Annotated in this window: 18 protein-coding genes and 1 riboswitch; of the genes, 3 read left to right on the forward strand and 15 right to left on the reverse strand. The window is 42.4% G+C overall.

The window, feature by feature from the left end:
• Position 1 precedes the first annotated feature (1 nt).
• Positions 2 to 1,345 carry an MATE family efflux transporter gene (locus RYK49_RS07020; protein WP_048772982.1) on the reverse strand — a complete coding sequence of 448 codons (1,344 nt, stop codon included), beginning with the start codon at positions 1,343 to 1,345 and terminating at the stop codon, positions 2 to 4.
• A gap of 340 nt (positions 1,346 to 1,685) precedes the next feature.
• On the opposite strand from RYK49_RS07020, the gene RYK49_RS07025 reads away from it, so the two are divergent.
• Positions 1,686 to 2,258 (forward strand): TetR/AcrR family transcriptional regulator, encoded by a 573-nt coding sequence (locus tag RYK49_RS07025; RefSeq protein ID WP_002923562.1) that lies wholly within the window; start codon positions 1,686 to 1,688, stop codon positions 2,256 to 2,258.
• A gap of 205 nt (positions 2,259 to 2,463) precedes the next feature.
• Here the strand turns inward: RYK49_RS07025 and RYK49_RS07030 are convergent, their stop codons facing one another.
• The 3 genes from RYK49_RS07030 to RYK49_RS07040 all read right to left on the reverse strand — a co-directional run bounded on the left by RYK49_RS07030 (position 2,464) and on the right by RYK49_RS07040 (position 4,563).
• A complete protein-coding gene (locus tag RYK49_RS07030) occupies positions 2,464 to 3,114 on the reverse strand; it encodes a phosphatase PAP2 family protein (RefSeq protein WP_048772978.1) in 651 nt (216 codons plus the stop codon).
• A complete protein-coding gene (locus RYK49_RS07035; protein ID WP_002923560.1) occupies positions 3,104 to 3,661 on the reverse strand; it encodes an ECF transporter S component in 558 nt (185 codons plus the stop codon). Before RYK49_RS07035 ends, RYK49_RS07030 begins: the two co-directional genes overlap by 11 nt.
• Positions 3,662 to 3,792: 131 nt before the next feature.
• Positions 3,793 to 3,943, reverse strand: a riboswitch (FMN riboswitch).
• Positions 3,944 to 4,059: 116 nt separating this feature from the next.
• Positions 4,060 to 4,563 carry a tRNA (cytidine(34)-2'-O)-methyltransferase gene (locus RYK49_RS07040; RefSeq protein WP_032908092.1) on the reverse strand — a complete coding sequence of 168 codons (504 nt, stop codon included), beginning with the start codon at positions 4,561 to 4,563 and terminating at the stop codon, positions 4,060 to 4,062.
• Positions 4,564 to 4,904: 341 nt separating this feature from the next.
• On the opposite strand from RYK49_RS07040, the gene trkA reads away from it, so the two are divergent.
• Together trkA and RYK49_RS07050 are read left to right on the forward strand one after the other, a co-directional pair.
• Positions 4,905 to 6,254: a Trk system potassium transporter TrkA gene (gene trkA, locus RYK49_RS07045; protein ID WP_314865348.1), complete on the forward strand. Its 1,350-nt coding sequence runs from the start codon at positions 4,905 to 4,907 to the stop codon at positions 6,252 to 6,254.
• A gap of 4 nt (positions 6,255 to 6,258) precedes the next feature.
• On the forward strand, positions 6,259 to 7,698 hold the full coding sequence (locus RYK49_RS07050) for a TrkH family potassium uptake protein (protein WP_314865350.1): 1,440 nt from the start codon (positions 6,259 to 6,261) through the stop codon (positions 7,696 to 7,698).
• Between the two features lie 50 nt (positions 7,699 to 7,748).
• Here RYK49_RS07050 and yidD read toward each other — a convergent pair whose 3' ends face one another.
• The 11 genes from yidD to RYK49_RS07105 all read right to left on the reverse strand — a co-directional run bounded on the left by yidD (position 7,749) and on the right by RYK49_RS07105 (position 15,125).
• A complete protein-coding gene (gene yidD, locus RYK49_RS07055; RefSeq protein WP_314830866.1) occupies positions 7,749 to 8,003 on the reverse strand; it encodes a membrane protein insertion efficiency factor YidD in 255 nt (84 codons plus the stop codon).
• Positions 8,000 to 8,728 (reverse strand): pseudouridine synthase, encoded by a 729-nt coding sequence (locus tag RYK49_RS07060; protein ID WP_125353167.1) that lies wholly within the window; start codon positions 8,726 to 8,728, stop codon positions 8,000 to 8,002. Before RYK49_RS07060 ends, yidD begins: the two co-directional genes overlap by 4 nt.
• Complete coding sequence (scpB, locus tag RYK49_RS07065) at positions 8,715 to 9,284, reverse strand: SMC-Scp complex subunit ScpB (RefSeq protein ID WP_002894610.1); 570 nt, start codon at positions 9,282 to 9,284, stop codon at positions 8,715 to 8,717. The genes RYK49_RS07060 and scpB overlap by 14 nt, the downstream gene beginning before the upstream one ends.
• The gene (locus RYK49_RS07070) at positions 9,277 to 9,987 is read right to left on the reverse strand and encodes a segregation/condensation protein A (RefSeq protein ID WP_002905143.1); all 711 of its coding nucleotides are present in this window, start codon (positions 9,985 to 9,987) and stop codon (positions 9,277 to 9,279) included. Before RYK49_RS07070 ends, scpB begins: the two co-directional genes overlap by 8 nt.
• A gap of 2 nt (positions 9,988 to 9,989) precedes the next feature.
• Positions 9,990 to 10,721 (reverse strand): site-specific tyrosine recombinase XerD, encoded by a 732-nt coding sequence (gene xerD / locus RYK49_RS07075; protein WP_048772963.1) that lies wholly within the window; start codon positions 10,719 to 10,721, stop codon positions 9,990 to 9,992.
• On the reverse strand, positions 10,718 to 11,179 hold the full coding sequence (gene cbpB / locus RYK49_RS07080) for a cyclic-di-AMP-binding protein CbpB (protein ID WP_002894606.1): 462 nt from the start codon (positions 11,177 to 11,179) through the stop codon (positions 10,718 to 10,720). Before cbpB ends, xerD begins: the two co-directional genes overlap by 4 nt.
• A complete protein-coding gene (locus tag RYK49_RS07085) occupies positions 11,176 to 11,697 on the reverse strand; it encodes a metallophosphoesterase (protein ID WP_002905880.1) in 522 nt (173 codons plus the stop codon). The genes cbpB and RYK49_RS07085 overlap by 4 nt, the downstream gene beginning before the upstream one ends.
• Complete coding sequence (locus RYK49_RS07090) at positions 11,676 to 12,680, reverse strand: nucleoside-triphosphate diphosphatase (protein WP_314830865.1); 1,005 nt, start codon at positions 12,678 to 12,680, stop codon at positions 11,676 to 11,678. Before RYK49_RS07090 ends, RYK49_RS07085 begins: the two co-directional genes overlap by 22 nt.
• Positions 12,677 to 13,471: a glutamate racemase gene (gene racE / locus RYK49_RS07095; RefSeq protein ID WP_002899734.1), complete on the reverse strand. Its 795-nt coding sequence runs from the start codon at positions 13,469 to 13,471 to the stop codon at positions 12,677 to 12,679. The genes RYK49_RS07090 and racE overlap by 4 nt, the downstream gene beginning before the upstream one ends.
• A gap of 98 nt (positions 13,472 to 13,569) precedes the next feature.
• Complete coding sequence (locus tag RYK49_RS07100) at positions 13,570 to 13,818, reverse strand: YneF family protein (protein ID WP_002894600.1); 249 nt, start codon at positions 13,816 to 13,818, stop codon at positions 13,570 to 13,572.
• Between the two features lie 56 nt (positions 13,819 to 13,874).
• Positions 13,875 to 15,125: a diaminopimelate decarboxylase gene (locus RYK49_RS07105; RefSeq protein WP_314865352.1), complete on the reverse strand. Its 1,251-nt coding sequence runs from the start codon at positions 15,123 to 15,125 to the stop codon at positions 13,875 to 13,877.
• Positions 15,126 to 15,179 lie beyond the last annotated feature (54 nt).

The raw sequence follows: 15,179 nt of genomic DNA on the forward strand, positions 1-15,179 counted from the left end.
TTTATGCCTCCATAATTTTTCTTAATTTAGTCATCATAAATTTTAGCCAAAACATTATAATCACAAGTATCAAAAAATCTGAAATAAAATAAGAGGACCATAGGCCAGTTATTCCAAACAAAATTGGTAAAAATAACGCTAAAGGTATTTGAAAAATGATCTGTCTCAGAATAACTAAAAAAGTAGATATCCGCGAGAAAGAAATATATTGAAAATAGTTAGTTCCGATATTGATGATTCCTTGTACAGGTAACGAAATCATAACAAGTCTTATGGCTGTACTAGAAAACTTTATAAATTTCGGATCGCTTGAGTTAAAAAGTGTAGCTATTTGCACTGCAAAAATTTGAATTACAAGGAACAAGCACAGAGAAAAAATTGTGCTGATTATTAGTGAAAGACTAAGTGATTGCTTTATTCTACTATAATTTTTTGCACCATAATTAAAACTAATTACAGGCTGAACTCCATTTGTAATAGCATTCATCAAAGAAATAATATAGCGATAGATTGAAGAAGTTATAGATAAAGCAGCAAGACCATAAGTACCAGCATAATCAAAAGCAACCCTATTATATAATATCAGTAATATCACAGATATGACAGTTGTGAGAAAGAATGGCAGCCCCATTGCAATAATTTTATTGATAAGTTTTTTATCAATAAATAATAAGCTCTTCAAATCCATTTTTAAATCGTTAGATTTTCCATTGTACTCTCTGAATGTCAAGATAAGTGCAGCAAGATTAGCCAGAACTGTAGATAAAGCTGATCCAAAAAAACCAGTATGAAGTACAAGAATTAGAACTGCACCAGTCCCTGCATTCACAAGAAATGAAATAGCATTGATATGTAAAACTTCTTTAATCTTACCTTGAGCCCGCAAACAGTACAAAAGAGTGTGTGAGACAAAATATATAGGCGCTCCAATAAGAAATGTAAGGCAAAATTCCTTAACATAATGATACAGTTCTTGTGGTGCCCCAAAAATAATCAATAAGCCTTCTAAGGAAAACCACAAAAGTATCGACTGTAGAATTGATAAAATTAAAGAAACTTGGATAGAGGAATCTAAAATTAATCGGGCATTTTTGTAATCCTTTTTGCCAAGTGAGATTGTCAACAAGGATGCTGTTCCTTCACTCGCTAGAGCTGAAAAAGCATAGACCAAAGCGTATATCATAAATGTATATGTATTAGCGGAATTTCCCTCAAGCCCTAAGGTCTGTCCAATGAATATGCCATCAACTAAATTATAAGACCCACTTACTATTGCTGTAACTAATGAGGGAATAATTAGTTGAACTAACAGTTTTTTTACAGATATATTTTCTAATTTATTCATGACTATGTCTCATTTGTTCAAAGCTCTTTCTATTCCTAAAGATTCTTCCAGTCATATACTCTTTTAGAAAACATTTCCCATTTTGATAAAGAGCATAGACACAATACAAATTACATAATAACATTTTCATTATACTGCTTCCAGTACCAAAAATTTACAAAATGTAGCCAAAATATCTCGCTTTTACAGAATAATCAAAAGCAATTTAGAAAATTTTTTACAAACTGTAATTTTTTTGTTAGTATTGAATCTAATTAATTATACTTAGACTAAAATAATTTTTTACTAATAACATTAGAAGTACTAGGCTACATATTGACTGACAAGGAGAATAACGGCAATGACCAAAGATACGCGAGAAAATATTATCACTGCTTTCTTTCGACTTTCTGAAAAATATCCTGATAAATCTAACTTTTCTTTTTCTGAGATTGCAGAAGAAGCAGGCATAGCGAGACAAACAATCTATAAAAATCATTTCAACTCTCCTAACGAAATAATTGAAGCTATTCATCATGACATCGACGAACGAATAATGTCAAAAATGCTAGATTTTGTACCAGGTTCAAATGAATCCGATAATGCTCTTTTTATTAACTACCTTGCTTCTGAAATAATACCATTAATTTATGAGAATAGAATCTGGCTAAAATATCTTTATTCAACTGCAGCTGATCCTAATTGGGAACTTTTTTTAAAGAAACAATATAAGACTTGGATCAGCCAAAACATTCAACTGTCTAGTAAAATGGGTTTATCTAAAGAGTTTACCGAAGAATTACTTGTTAATTATACTCTATCAATTATAAAGTCATGGATTACACAAGCAATTCCAGAATCTCCTGAAGTCTTTTCTAAAAAATTCAAATCACTTTGCAAGCTATCTATTCAAGATATTATTCAAAATGCTTAAAACTTAAAAAAACACCAAATGAACTACTTACCATGTCCATTTGGTGTTTTTCAACAATTCAATTATAAGTCATTTTTTAACGGCCAGTGTATGATAACTGTAAATCCAAAACTAAGTTTGAATTCTAAAACTCAAGAATTATGCCATAAATGATTTTTCGACTCTGTAACTCTGTTCTTATTGATTATTCTTATCAAAGTAAACGCTATTTCTGCTTTCCCTTGAAACGCCACTGAAAGCGCAGCTTGTCATAAAAGGGAAATTCGATATTGAGAATGGCAAAGCCCATCAAGGCCCCTCCGATAACATCTGTCGGATAATGCACGCCCAGATAGACTCTGGATGCCATAACAGTGAAGATATAGACCAGGAGCAAACCTTGTACCAAGCGCTTGATTTTTTGGTTCTGAATTCGTTGCTGAGCGATAATAATCAAGGTCCCAACAACAATGGCTGTCGCCATGGCATGTCCGCTCGGGAAAGAGTAACCACCTTCTTTGACCAAATGCGAAATACTAGGCCGACTTCTTTGGTAAACGAGTTTAATCAGCTTAATCAAAATCCCGTGTAAGACCAGATTTCCCGCCAGCAAGGCAGCCTCCAGCTTCCATTTTTTGTAAAGGAAAAAAAGGACAAGAGCTGAAACCCAGATGATAATCCCCATCGGATCAATCACACTGGTTACAAGTTTGAAAAAAGTCGTCAAAGCTGCAGGCAAGTCTCCCCGCAACCAGGTCTGAATCGGGGTGTCAAAGCTGGTCAGCTGCTCAGGATAAAACTTGACCATGTAGCCTAGAATGACGAAAAGTAAAAGGGCAAAAGAGCCCTTTGTTAGATAAGATTGTTTATTTTTCATAGCGTTTTAGGACGGGCTGTAAGAGTTTGTATATTAGCCAAAAGACGAGAGCCCAGATTACTCCTTCTAATAGGTTAAAAGGGACAATCATAGTCAGCAGATACTTGGAAAGACCAAATGCCTTATTAATATCAAAACCAGCAAACCTCGCATAGAGAGGCACAGCATAAATGACATTTAGAATGATCATAGTAATCGTTAGACCAAGTGTTGCTGCTAAGGAAGCCTTCACATAGCTAGATAAGCTATTTCTTTTTTTCCACAAGAGGGAAAAAGCACAAACAAAGACAGCTACCGCTAGTATATTCATGGGTAGACCGATTAGAGTGCCTACGCCATTATTATTCAAAGCTAGCTTTAAGACAGAGCGAATCAAGAGCACTGCTAGAGAGCTTTTTAGATCCAAGACTACCAAAGCCAGTAAAATCGGAATAATTGAAAAATCCAACTTTAGAAACTCAGTTATCAAAGGAATCTCATAAAGCATGAGTAGAAATGATAGAGCAGATAAAACTGCTACAATCGCCAACTTACGAGTATTTGTCATCACAGGTTCCTCCAATTTATAAAAATTAGAGAAGCCGGAAAGGCCACTGAAAAAAGCTTGTCAGCTAATGATTATTTAGTATAAGGCTCAGCCCTTAAATAAAGATTAAACGGCAAGAATGCTTCACTGCCTCTCGTCTTCTCCCATCCAGACTATACTGTCGGTTGTGGAATCTCACCACATCAGCTTGCGCTCGCGGACTTGATTTTGCATTAAGGAAAAAACATTTCCAAGCCAAAAATTACCGCCGGTCGGGAATCTCACCCTGCCCTGAAGACATCATTATCATAACAAAAAAAGCCTGCCAGAGCAAGCAATTTGATTGATGTAATTAAAAATGTTTCAACAATAGTATTCTATCTATTAGGAAAATTAACTGCTTAGATACATTCATTCCGCTACTTCAGCTTGTCCGCTTCATACTCATGTACCAGTTCAAGGCCAGCAAAATTCTGCTGACGCAGGGCCTCGTAAACAATCATGCAGACTGTATTTGAAACATTAAGACTTCTGACATGCTGGTCATTCATGGGAATACGCAGGGCCTTTTCTGGATGACGACGCATAAATTCCTCTGGCAACCCCTTGTCCTCACGACCAAACATAAAATAGTGCGAACCTTCTGCTGCAAAATATTCCTCAGAATAGACCTTCTCTGCAAACTTAGAAATCAGATAAAGTTTGCCGTCCATCTGCTCCATAAAATCGTCTAAACTCTCATAATAGGTGATGTCCAGCTTATCCCAATAGTCCAGCCCCGCCCGTTTCATCTTGCGGTCATCAATGGGAAAGCCCATGGGCTTGATGATGTGAAGCGGCGAATTAGTCGCGGCGCAAGTACGGGCAATATTTCCGGTATTCTGCGGAATCTGAGGCTCAAAAAGAACGATATGATTTTTCATAATAAGAATATTTTTCCTAGTATTTTTCTTTAGATAAAAAAATAGCCACACTGCCCGGAGTCAAGCTCAGCAAACAGCGTGGTTAAGGCTTCATTAACTTACATCACAACAGGTTTGAGGTAAACCAATGAAGGTACTCATTTAGTATAACACTTTCAGCCTACAAGTCAATAAAAAATGCTCAAAAAGTTGTACTTTTTTTAAAAATATCACAGGAAGATACCATTTTGGTAAAAAAATATTGGCAATTCTATAAATAAGCAAGCTATTCTGTATTTTATAGATGAAATTTAAATGAAAAAAGAGTATGATAGATACATACTTTGGAGGAATCTAAACTTATGAAAATTATCGTTGTTGGCGGCGGGAAGGTCGGAACGGCCCTCTGTCGCTCCTTAGTGGCTGAAAATCATGATGTTATCCTGATTGAGCAGGATGAGGCTGTTCTCAACCAGATTACCAAGCGCTATGATATTATCGGTATTTCTGGCAATGGAGCCAACTTCAAAATCCTAGAACAGGCGGATGTTGGGCACTGTGACATCTTCATCTCTATGACCGAGCATGATGAGGTCAACATGGTTTCAGCTGTTCTGGCCAAACGGATGGGGGCTAAGGAAACTATCGTCCGAGTGCGTAATCCTGAATATTCCAACCCTTACTTTAAGGAGAAGAACATCCTAGGCTTCTCGCTGGTGGTCAATCCTGAGCTCCTAACTGCTCGCTACATCGCTAATATCATTGACTTCCCTAATGCCCTGTCAGTAGAGCATTTTGCCAATGGGCGGGTGGCACTGATGGAGTTCAAACTCAAGGAAGACAGCAATCTCTGCCAGATGAATATTTCCCAGTTCCGTAAGAAATTTGGAAATATCATTGTCTGTGCTATTGAGAGAAAAGGGCACTTGGAAATTCCTGACGGCGACTTCACTTTGGAGGCCGGGGACAAGATTTATGTAACAGGTAACCGCCTAGACATCGTTCAATTCCACAATATGGTACGCCCTAGAGTGGTTAAGAGCCTGATGATTATCGGGGCTGGCAAGATCGCTTATTACCTGCTCAATATTCTCAAAAACAGTAAAATTGAGCTCAAAATCATTGAATCCAACCGTGAGCGGGCAAACTTTTTCAGTCAGGAATTTCCTGACCTCTATGTCGTCCATGGAGATGGTACTGCCAAGGACATCCTGCTGGAGGAACGCGCCAATAACTTTGATGCCATCGCTACCCTGACTGGTGTGGATGAAGAAAATATCATCACTTCCATGTTCCTTAATAATCTAGGTGTGCAGAAAAACATCACCAAGATTAACCGGACTAGTTTGTTGGAAATCATTGATAACCAAGATTTTGCCAGCATTGTGACGCCTAAAGGTATCGCTGTTGATACCATTATGCACTTTATCCGCGGTCGCTACAATGCTCAATTCTCTAACCTAGAAGCTCTGCACCATGTAGCCAATGGCCAAATTGAAACCCTGCAATTCCAAATCAAGGAAGAAAACAAGATGACTGGTATTCCTCTGTCTCAGCTTCATCTGAAGAAAGATGTCCTGATTGCGGCCATTATCCGTCAAGGCAAAGCCATTTTCCCTACCGGTGATGACGACCTGCAAGTTGGAGATAAGATTATCGTTACCACTCTGCTGCAAAATATCACGCAGATTTACGATCTGTTAGCGAGGTAGGCCCATGAATAGATCTATGATTCGCTACCTGCTGGCAAAATTACTGCTGATTGAGGCGGCACTGCTGATTGTGCCCATTATCGTAGCTCTAATCTACGGTGAGCCCTTAAAAATCTTTCTCTCTATCGGGGCGACCATGGCCATCCTGCTAGTTTTAGGGGGAATAGGCTCTTATTTCAAGCCCAAGGACTTGCATATCTACGCCAAGGAAGGTGTCCTGATTGTAGCCCTTTGCTGGATTCTCTGGTCCTTCTTCGGAGCTCTGCCCTTTGTTTTTTCTGGGCAGATTCCAGACGTTATTGATGCTTTCTTTGAGATTAGCTCTGGCTTTACCACCACGGGAGCGACTATCCTTAACGATGTCGGCGTTCTCTCCCATTCGCTGCTCTTCTGGCGCAGCTTTACTCACTTAATCGGAGGGATGGGAGTGCTGGTCTTTGCCCTAGCTATTATGGACAATGCTAAAAATGGTCACTTGGAGGTCATGAAAGCAGAAGTTCCGGGACCAGTCTTTGGCAAGGTCGTTTCCAAGCTTAAGCATACTGCTCAAATTCTTTATATCATCTATTTGGCTCTCTTTGCTATCTTTGCTCTGCTTTATTTCCTAGCGGGCATGCCCCTCTTTGACAGTCTGGTCATTGCCATGGGAACTGCTGGCACAGGAGGATTCACCGTATACAATGACGGTATTGCCCACTACAACAGCTCGCTGATTACTTATCTGGTCAGCTTTGGGGTCTTGGCTTTCGGGGTCAACTTTAATCTCTACTATTACTTGCTGATTCGTAAGTTTAAAGCTTGCTTTGAAGATGAGGAGCTCAAAGGCTATCTCTGGATTGTCTTTCTTTCCACAGCCTTGATTGCCTTTAATGTCTTCCACCTCTATCAAGGCTTTGCCAAGAGCGTGGAGATCTCCTTCTTCCAGGTAGCCAATGTCATCACAACAACTGGATTTGGCTATGGCGATACAGTCAAATGGCCGCTCTTTTCTCAGGTTATCCTGCTCCTGCTCATGTGTATCGGGGGCTCAGCTGGATCAACAGCTGGGGGATTCAAGGTCATTCGGGGAATTATCATTTCCCGCATTGCTAAAAATCAGATTCTATCTACCCTGTCACCTAATCGCGTCCTAACCTTGCATATCAATGGTGCGGTCATTGACAAGGATACTCAGCATAAGGTACTGAAATACTTAGCCGTTTATATCTTGATTATTCTAGCTCTCATTTTCATTGTCAGCTTGGATAATAATAACTTTATGACAGTTGTCAGCGGGGTTGTCTCTTGCTTCAACAATATCGGTCCCATGATTGGGACGACAGATAATTTTTCTATCTTTAGTCCTTTTTCTAAACTGCTGCTAGCCTTTGCTATGATTGGCGGTCGCTTGGAAATCTACCCGATTCTCCTGCTCTTCCTGCCTAAGACTTGGTCTAGAAGATAGGAAATATTCGGAAAATATAGATATATATAAAAGTCACACTAGATACTTATCTAGTGTGACTTTTTTCTTGAATTATTTCTTCTCAGGCTAAAATGGTCTGGTACAGAATCCTCTCCTGGCTGAGACCAGGGATGACAGCGGAGAATACGCGCCAAGCCCATTAGGACACCTTTGGCTCCATGCCTCTGGATAGCCTCTATCATATAGTTAGAGCAGGTGGGCCGAAAGCGGCAAGATGGAGGGAAAGCAGGCGATATGAAGCGTTGATAAAAGCGGACAAGAGCAATAAGCAGTTTCTTTATCATTTCTTGGTCTTGGTTACAGCCAGTGTATGCAGCTGGCTGACTTCTTTTTTATTGAGCTTACGATACTCACCAGGCTTGAGGCCAGTTAAGTCCAAATGACCAAATCGAGTCCGTGAAAGCTTATCCACTTGCAATCCAACCGCCTGGAACATCTTCTTGACCTGATGATTACGGCCTTCGTGGATGGTCAGCTGAACGACCGAGCGATTTTTCGCCGGATCAACCTTGATAATCTCATAAACTGCTGGCTTGGTTTTGCGCCCCTCTATCTCAATACCTCGAGTCAGAGGACGAAGAACTTCTTTATTGGCCAATCCTTTGACACGCGCCACATAGACCTTGTCAATCTCATTGCGGGGATGAATCATCTCGTCGGTAAAGTCCCCGTCATTGGTCAGAATGAGAATGCCAGAAGTATCCCAGTCCAAACGACCAACCGGATAAATCCGCTCCTTGACCTGAGGCAAGAGCTCTACGACCGTCTTACGTCCCTTGTCATCACTGACAGAGGAAATGACCCCGCGCGGCTTATTGAGGAGGTAATAAACCTTCTCTTCGTTATAGATAGGTTGGCCTTCTACTTCCACACGGTCGCCAGACTTGACGTTCGTCGCCAACTCACGTACCACTTGGCCGTTTATACTGACCTTCCCCTGCCTGATTAGCTCTTCTGCCTTACGACGGCTGGCTATCCCAGCATGAGCGATGTATTTATTGATTCTCATCGATATCTGTCCTTTCAATAAAGAGCTGGCTTTCTTCAGCAACTAGCTCTGTTTCTTCGACAATCGGCAGCTCATCTAGGTGATTGATCCCCATATAGTCTAAGAAATAATCGGTTGTCACATAGAGATTTGGCCGGCCAATGACTTCCTTTTTGCCATCTTCTCGAACCAGTTCAAAAGCCAAGAGCTTAGCCAAAGCACCGCTGGAATTAACCCCGCGGATGTCATCTATTTCTACCCTTGTAATCGGCTGCTTATAGGCAATGATAGACAAGGTCTCAAGGGCTGCCCGCGACAGACTTTGATTGATTGGCGCCCGTGAATAGGCCCGCAGAATCTCAGCAAACTCTGGCTTAGTGACCAGCTTGTACGTTTTTGAGGTTTCCAGCAGGGTCAGGCTAGAGTCCGGATTGGCCTCATATTGCTCGGCTAACTTCTCCAAACTCTGAATAACCCCGGTCGGCGGCAAAGAAAGGATTTCTGCTAATTGATGAACCTTGAGTCCATCTTCACCCGCCACAAAAAGCAGGGCTTCAATCTCTGCTAACTTACTCATTTCCTCTTCCTACTAAATAAATATTTCCAAAGTTTTCTTCTTGAATGACTTGCACTTCCTGCACCTTGACCAATTCTAAGGTCGCCAGAAAGAGTGTGATAACCTCATTCATGTCTTTGGTCTCTGCGAAAATCTCCTGCAGAGCCAGACGGCTCTTACCAGCACAGCGCTGACGCACCACATCCATCATGTCCTCAATCTTGTACTCGTCTCGCACAATGGTTGTATGGCTCTTAGAAAACTCCTCTTGCTTCTTGGCGATAACCTTGGAAAAAGCCAAGAAAAGATCTATCGTTGACTTGTCATGCAGGAGCTCAGCGTCTTCATAAACCAGCTCCAGCTTAGGCTTAGAGTAATAAAGAGCCCGGTCATCATGTTGGAGCGACATTTTCTCTCCCAAGAGTTTGAACCTGCGGTATTCCTCAATCTGGCTCAAGAGGTCTTGCTCTAAATCATCTTCCAACTCAGCATTATCCGCCACCTTAGGCAGAAGCTTGCGGCTCTTAATCAGCATGAGCTGGCTTGCCATGACCATGTACTCCCCCGTCACTTCCAACTTCATGGCCTGCAAAGTAGCCACATAAGCCAGATACTGCTCGATGACCTCCGTAATAGGCACATCATAAATATCCACCTGGTATTTAGATACGAGGTGGAGCAGCAGGTCCAGCGGGCCTTCAAAATCTTTTAGTTTGATATCCATTTTTATCTGTATTTTTCTAGTGTAATCATGGTTTTCAATCCCAAATCTTGGGCAATATCATAGAGACCAATCCCCTTCTCCCGCTGGCGCAAAATAAACTGCTCACGCAGGCTTTGGGCAGATAGACTGGCTTGTCCCTGCTCAATCAAGAAGGCCTCTAGCTGACGGAAGCCCCATTGACGAGAATAGGATTTGCCGTTTTTCTCAAATAAATATGTCCCTGTCAGATAGTCTTCTAACTCAACCGTCAGACTCTCAGGAATCTTTATGACCCGCTTCTGACCGGCCTTTTCAATCTTCAAAACCTGAAAGTCAAGATTGACATCTGCCACTCTGACCTGCAGAATCTCACTGGGCAGCAAGCCCATTTCCAAAATCAGAAGAGCCATAAGCCGCCCTCTGGGAACGCTTGATTCCTGCCAAAAAGCAGACAGGTCCAGCAGTTCATTTTCCTGCTCCTTCGATACAGATACCTTAGGCAAGACTAAGCGGTGAAACTCCTCAATAAGCTGCTGCTGATAAAGGAAGTAGAGAAATTGATTGACTGCTGAGAGCTTCCGCTTCTGAACAGCTGCCTTAAAATCCTTAATAGAGGCCTGGTAAATCCGCAGATTGGTCTCGGTAATCCGACCATGTACTTCCTCGATAAACTGCTCCAAATCATAAGAATAGGCAATTTTAGAATTTTCTGAGATATTTTTTTGATTTAAAAACGGTCTAATGTATTCTTTCATTTTTTGCGAATTTCGTACTTCTTGCTAAAGCCGTGCAACAAAGAATTGACAGCTTTCAAAATAGACTTTCTAGTAATAATTCCGTAAAAATGCTGATCCTCGCCCACAACCGGCAGGAATGACTCGTCGACCAGCTTATGAAGCACATCTGATACAGTATAATCTGGCCCAACTGTCAAGTCGTCCATTTTGGTCATGTGGACGATGTCTGTCATCATGAATTCCTCTTCTGGCAAATCATGGCGCATGCGATAGGACATGATGTCTGTCAGGGAAATCGTGCCAACAAACTTTTTATCTGCCGTCACGACTGGTACACGTGAGTATGTCATCTGACTCAATAGTAAGATAGCATGATCCACATTATGGGTGTCAATCATAACCGCCAGATTTTCCCCAGGCGTCAAAAAAGTTTCTTCATGTTCCAGCAGATAGTCTTCAAATTCCTTAGCAATCATCGGCTAAACTCCTTGGACAAGCTTGGATAAAGTTCATGATTTCGCGTATAGTAATCAACTTTAAAGCGGTCATCATCAATCTCTACCTTAGCGTAGAGACGTTCGTTGATCAGGCCGCGTGGCTGGCTAATGGAGCCCGGATTCAGAAAGAGCGTTTTGCCTTCCATTCGAGCATCTGGGATATGCAGGTGACCATAGAGACAGATGTCTGCATTAACCTCTTGCGCCCACAAATCCAGCTTTTGAAAAGAAAAGTTGATATGGAAGAGATGCCCATGGGTCTGGGCAATAATGGTCCCCGCCAAATCCGTCACCAAGCGTTCTGGATAGCCGTCGTAAAAGTCCATATTCCCTGCAACAACCTGAATCCCTTGCCATACCTCATCATCAGAAGGAAGCTCAGAGTCTCCGTTATGGAAAATCGCATCTACCTTTCCAATATAATGATTCCTAATTTCTTCTACAATAGCACGGTCGCCATGAGAATCACTCATGACTATAATGGTTTGCTTTGCCATGCTGGAAATACCTCCACTAATTTCTTAACTGCCTGAGCCCGATGGGATTGCGCATTCTTTTCTTCCATCGTCAGCTCGGCAGACGTTTTTCCTGTTTCTCCCACTAAGAACAAAGGATCATAGCCAAAGCCATTTTCCCCTTTTGGCTCATGAGCAATGTAGCCCGGCCAATCCGCTTCAACTACCAGAGACTCCCTGTCAGGACTGGCCACCACTAGGGTCGTATGGAAATGGGCAGAGCGGTCCTTGACATCAAAAACCATAGCCAACTCATGCAGGAGCTTGATGTTGTTTTCATCGTCTGTCGCACCTACTCCAGCAAAGCGAGCAGACCAGACGCCAGGCAAGCCGCCTAAAACATCGACCTGCAGACCTGAGTCGTCAGCTAGCACCATTTTACCGGTCAGCTTACTGATTGTCTCTGCCTTAAGCCGCGCGTTTTCCTCAAAGGTGGTTCCCGTCTCTTGCACTTCTGGCAAATCAGGATAATCATTGAGATTTTCAACCTTATAGCCCAGCTTCTCAAAGAGTTTGCGAAACTCTGCAGTCTTTCCTTCGTTGCGAGTCGCAATCAAAATGGTATCTCCGACAGCCATCTCAGACTCCTGCCCCTGACCAAAAAAGTCGGTCATCTTAACTCCATCTTTAGACAGGAAGAAAACCTTGCGTAGCAAGTCCTTTTCTGTAATCAGAATAGCCCCCTTATGACTGGTCGCCTTAAAATCCCGCTTCTGGCGGTCGTTAATCATATTGAGGACAAACTGGATATAAGACATGGGCGAGCCGTATTTGACCACAACTGTGGTAAAAGCATTGTAGTCTTCATCCAAATCCCGCTCAATGAGCTCGCTCAACTCTGCATCTATATGCTCCAAGAACCTGTATGGGATGTCGTTGAAATGATAGCCAGCCTTACGAAAGCGAGTCCATTCTCCGATATACCAATTGTTCTCGTCAATGTATTCATAAATTTTATTTGTCATAAGCTTACATGCTCCACATTCACTTTCAGGCCCAGCCAGCTTTCTGCAATCTCCGAAAAGCTCTTGGCATTGGCAGTTGTGTAAAATTGGTGATTGAGCTCCTGTTTTTCCCGACTGCGGTTGATTTCAAAGTAATTGAGCAGGACAGAAATATCCCGTACGCACTCTGCCCCGCTATCAATCAGCTTCACATTTGGTCCCATCCTATTTTGAATAATAGGCCGGAGCAAGGGATAGTGGGTACAGCCCAAGACAAGGGTGTCTACTCGGCCAGCCAGAGGTTGCAGGGTTTCATAGACCACTTTTTTGGTAAGACTGGAATGAAGTTCATTGGACTCTACCAAAGGTACAAACTTAGGACAGGCCAAACTTTCCACCTGCATCTCCGGCGAGAGCGCTTCAATCTTCTGACGATAAATATCAGAAGAAACAGTCATTGGCGTTCCAATAACACCGATGCGGCCACTGGCAGTTGACTTAATAGCTGCACTAGCCCCCGGCAGAATCACGCCCAGTACTGGAATATCCAGCTTCTCCTTTACTTCTTCCCAGACAACGGCAGTCGCAGTATTGCAGGCGATAACAATCATCTTAACATCCTTGGTCAGGAGGAAGTTGACCAACTGCCAGGTATAAGCGCGAATCTGCTCGGCAGGCCTAGGACCGTAAGGAGCCCGCGCTGAATCTCCGATATAAATGACCTCTTCGTGGGGGAGCTGCCGCATGAGCTCACGGACTACAGTCAAACCGCCCACTCCTGAGTCTAAAAAACCGATTGGTCGATTATCCATAAGGTCTTCTTTCTAAAACAAGGGACTGGAAGCCGATTCCAAATCCCCATTTTTTTATAAATTTTCTCTACTGGTATTAAAAGCCAAGCTCTAGAAAATTATTTTTTCTTTTTGCTCTTAGCAAGCGCAGCTTTCTGCTGGCTGATAATTTGACGATAAACTTGCTGTACTTTCGCTTCATTTGGCCGTTGACCGCTAGCGCTAAGCAAGGTCCGAACTGCTTCTACATTCAGACGCGGATTTTCTGCAAATTCCTTCTCCACTTGCCGACGAAGCAGATACATACCCAAGATCACGCCTCCAGCAAATGCTGCCATAATCAAGAAAATTGCTAAAACTAAATTCATATCGAGAACTCCTCTATTTCCATTTTTACATTGCTCTTCATTATATCAAATTTTCTCTATTTTTCAAAATCAAAGCCATATAGTGTCGCAAAATAATCTTCTGGTTTTTCAGCCCGACGAATCATGCGAACATTGCCATCTTGTTCCAAGAGAATTTCGCTGGAGCGGAGCTTGGCATTGTACTGATAACCCATAGAAAAACCATGAGCCCCCGTATCGTGAATCACTAGTGTATCGCCAATTTGACTGACGGGCAGCGAGCGATTAATGGCGAATTTATCGTTATTCTCACAAAGACTGCCGACAACATCCACAATCTCTGTCTCACCCTCGGGTCGATCCATATTGGTAATGTGGTGATAAGAACCGTACATAGCAGGACGCAGCAGATTGACCGCTGAGGCATCCACCCCCAGGTAAGTTCGGTAGATCTGCTTCTTATGGGTAACTTTAGTGATAAGTAGGCCATAAGGTGCCAACATAAAGCGGCCCAGCTCCGTATAAATCTTTACCTGTCCTAGACCAGCAGGTGTCAGAATAGCTTCATAGGCCTGACGAACTCCTTGACCAATAACCGCAATGTCATTTTCCTCACCTTCAGGCTGATAATTAATGCCGACACCACCAGAGAGATTGATAAAGTCCAACTCAACTCCTGTCTCAGCCACTACTTCCACAGCCAGCTCAAAAAGCTGACGGGCCAGTTCGGGATAGTAGTCATTGCTTACAGTATTAGAGGCCAAGAAGGCATGAATCCCAAACTTCTCAGCTCCCAAGTCCTTGAGCTCTTTGAAAGCTTGAATCAGCTGGTCCTTAGTCATACCAAACTTAGCTTCTTCTGGATTATCCATAATGCTGGTTCCCAGCTCAAAGACACCGCCAGGGTTGTAACGGCAGGAAATGACCTTGGGAATACCAGCAGCTTCCTTTAGAAAAGCTACATCTTCATAGGCATCCAGATTGATAGTCGCTCCAAGGTCACGCGCAAACTGAAATTCCTCAGCCGGTGTGTTATTGGACGAAAACATGATATCCTGTCCAGCAAAGCCCAGCTTTTGGCTCATGAGGAGTTCGACATAGCTAGCACAATCTACCCCGCAGCCTTCTTCTTTGAGGATTTTTAAAATAGCAGGATTGGGAGTGGCCTTGACGGCAAAATACTCTTTAAAGCCTGGATTCCAAGAAAAGGCCTCATGCAGGGCACGCGCTCTTTCCCGAATCCCCTTCTCATCATAAAGATGAAAAGGTGTTGGAAACTGCGCCGTAATCTCAGCTAACTTTTCACGACTGACAAAAGGAGTTTTCATACTGTTCTCGCTTTCTATTTGCTGGGTTTATTATACCATAAATCCATAGGAGAA

It is taken from the genome of uncultured Streptococcus sp. (assembly GCF_963525625.1).
In the GTDB taxonomy this organism is placed as follows: Bacteria; Bacillota; Bacilli; order Lactobacillales; family Streptococcaceae; genus Streptococcus.

Coding starts and splice junctions, on each gene's coding strand:
- RYK49_RS07105 (WP_314865352.1), bottom strand. CDS start 15,125: ATGAAAACTCCTTTTGTCAGTCGTGAAAAGTTAGCTGAGATTACGGCG.
- xerD (WP_048772963.1), bottom strand. CDS start 10,721: ATGAAAGAATACATTAGACCGTTTTTAAATCAAAAAAATATCTCAGAA.
- RYK49_RS07085 (WP_002905880.1), bottom strand. CDS start 11,697: ATGGCAAAGCAAACCATTATAGTCATGAGTGATTCTCATGGCGACCGT.
- RYK49_RS07060 (WP_125353167.1), bottom strand. CDS start 8,728: ATGAGAATCAATAAATACATCGCTCATGCTGGGATAGCCAGCCGTCGT.
- scpB (WP_002894610.1), bottom strand. CDS start 9,284: ATGAGTAAGTTAGCAGAGATTGAAGCCCTGCTTTTTGTGGCGGGTGAA.
- trkA (WP_314865348.1), top strand. CDS start 4,905: ATGAAAATTATCGTTGTTGGCGGCGGGAAGGTCGGAACGGCCCTCTGT.
- RYK49_RS07025 (WP_002923562.1), top strand. CDS start 1,686: ATGACCAAAGATACGCGAGAAAATATTATCACTGCTTTCTTTCGACTT.
- yidD (WP_314830866.1), bottom strand. CDS start 8,003: ATGATAAAGAAACTGCTTATTGCTCTTGTCCGCTTTTATCAACGCTTC.
- RYK49_RS07070 (WP_002905143.1), bottom strand. CDS start 9,987: ATGGATATCAAACTAAAAGATTTTGAAGGCCCGCTGGACCTGCTGCTC.
- racE (WP_002899734.1), bottom strand. CDS start 13,471: ATGGATAATCGACCAATCGGTTTTTTAGACTCAGGAGTGGGCGGTTTG.
- RYK49_RS07035 (WP_002923560.1), bottom strand. CDS start 3,661: ATGACAAATACTCGTAAGTTGGCGATTGTAGCAGTTTTATCTGCTCTA.
- RYK49_RS07040 (WP_032908092.1), bottom strand. CDS start 4,563: ATGAAAAATCATATCGTTCTTTTTGAGCCTCAGATTCCGCAGAATACC.
- RYK49_RS07090 (WP_314830865.1), bottom strand. CDS start 12,680: ATGACAAATAAAATTTATGAATACATTGACGAGAACAATTGGTATATC.
- RYK49_RS07050 (WP_314865350.1), top strand. CDS start 6,259: ATGAATAGATCTATGATTCGCTACCTGCTGGCAAAATTACTGCTGATT.
- RYK49_RS07100 (WP_002894600.1), bottom strand. CDS start 13,818: ATGAATTTAGTTTTAGCAATTTTCTTGATTATGGCAGCATTTGCTGGA.
- cbpB (WP_002894606.1), bottom strand. CDS start 11,179: ATGATTGCTAAGGAATTTGAAGACTATCTGCTGGAACATGAAGAAACT.
- RYK49_RS07020 (WP_048772982.1), bottom strand. CDS start 1,345: ATGAATAAATTAGAAAATATATCTGTAAAAAAACTGTTAGTTCAACTA.
- RYK49_RS07030 (WP_048772978.1), bottom strand. CDS start 3,114: ATGAAAAATAAACAATCTTATCTAACAAAGGGCTCTTTTGCCCTTTTA.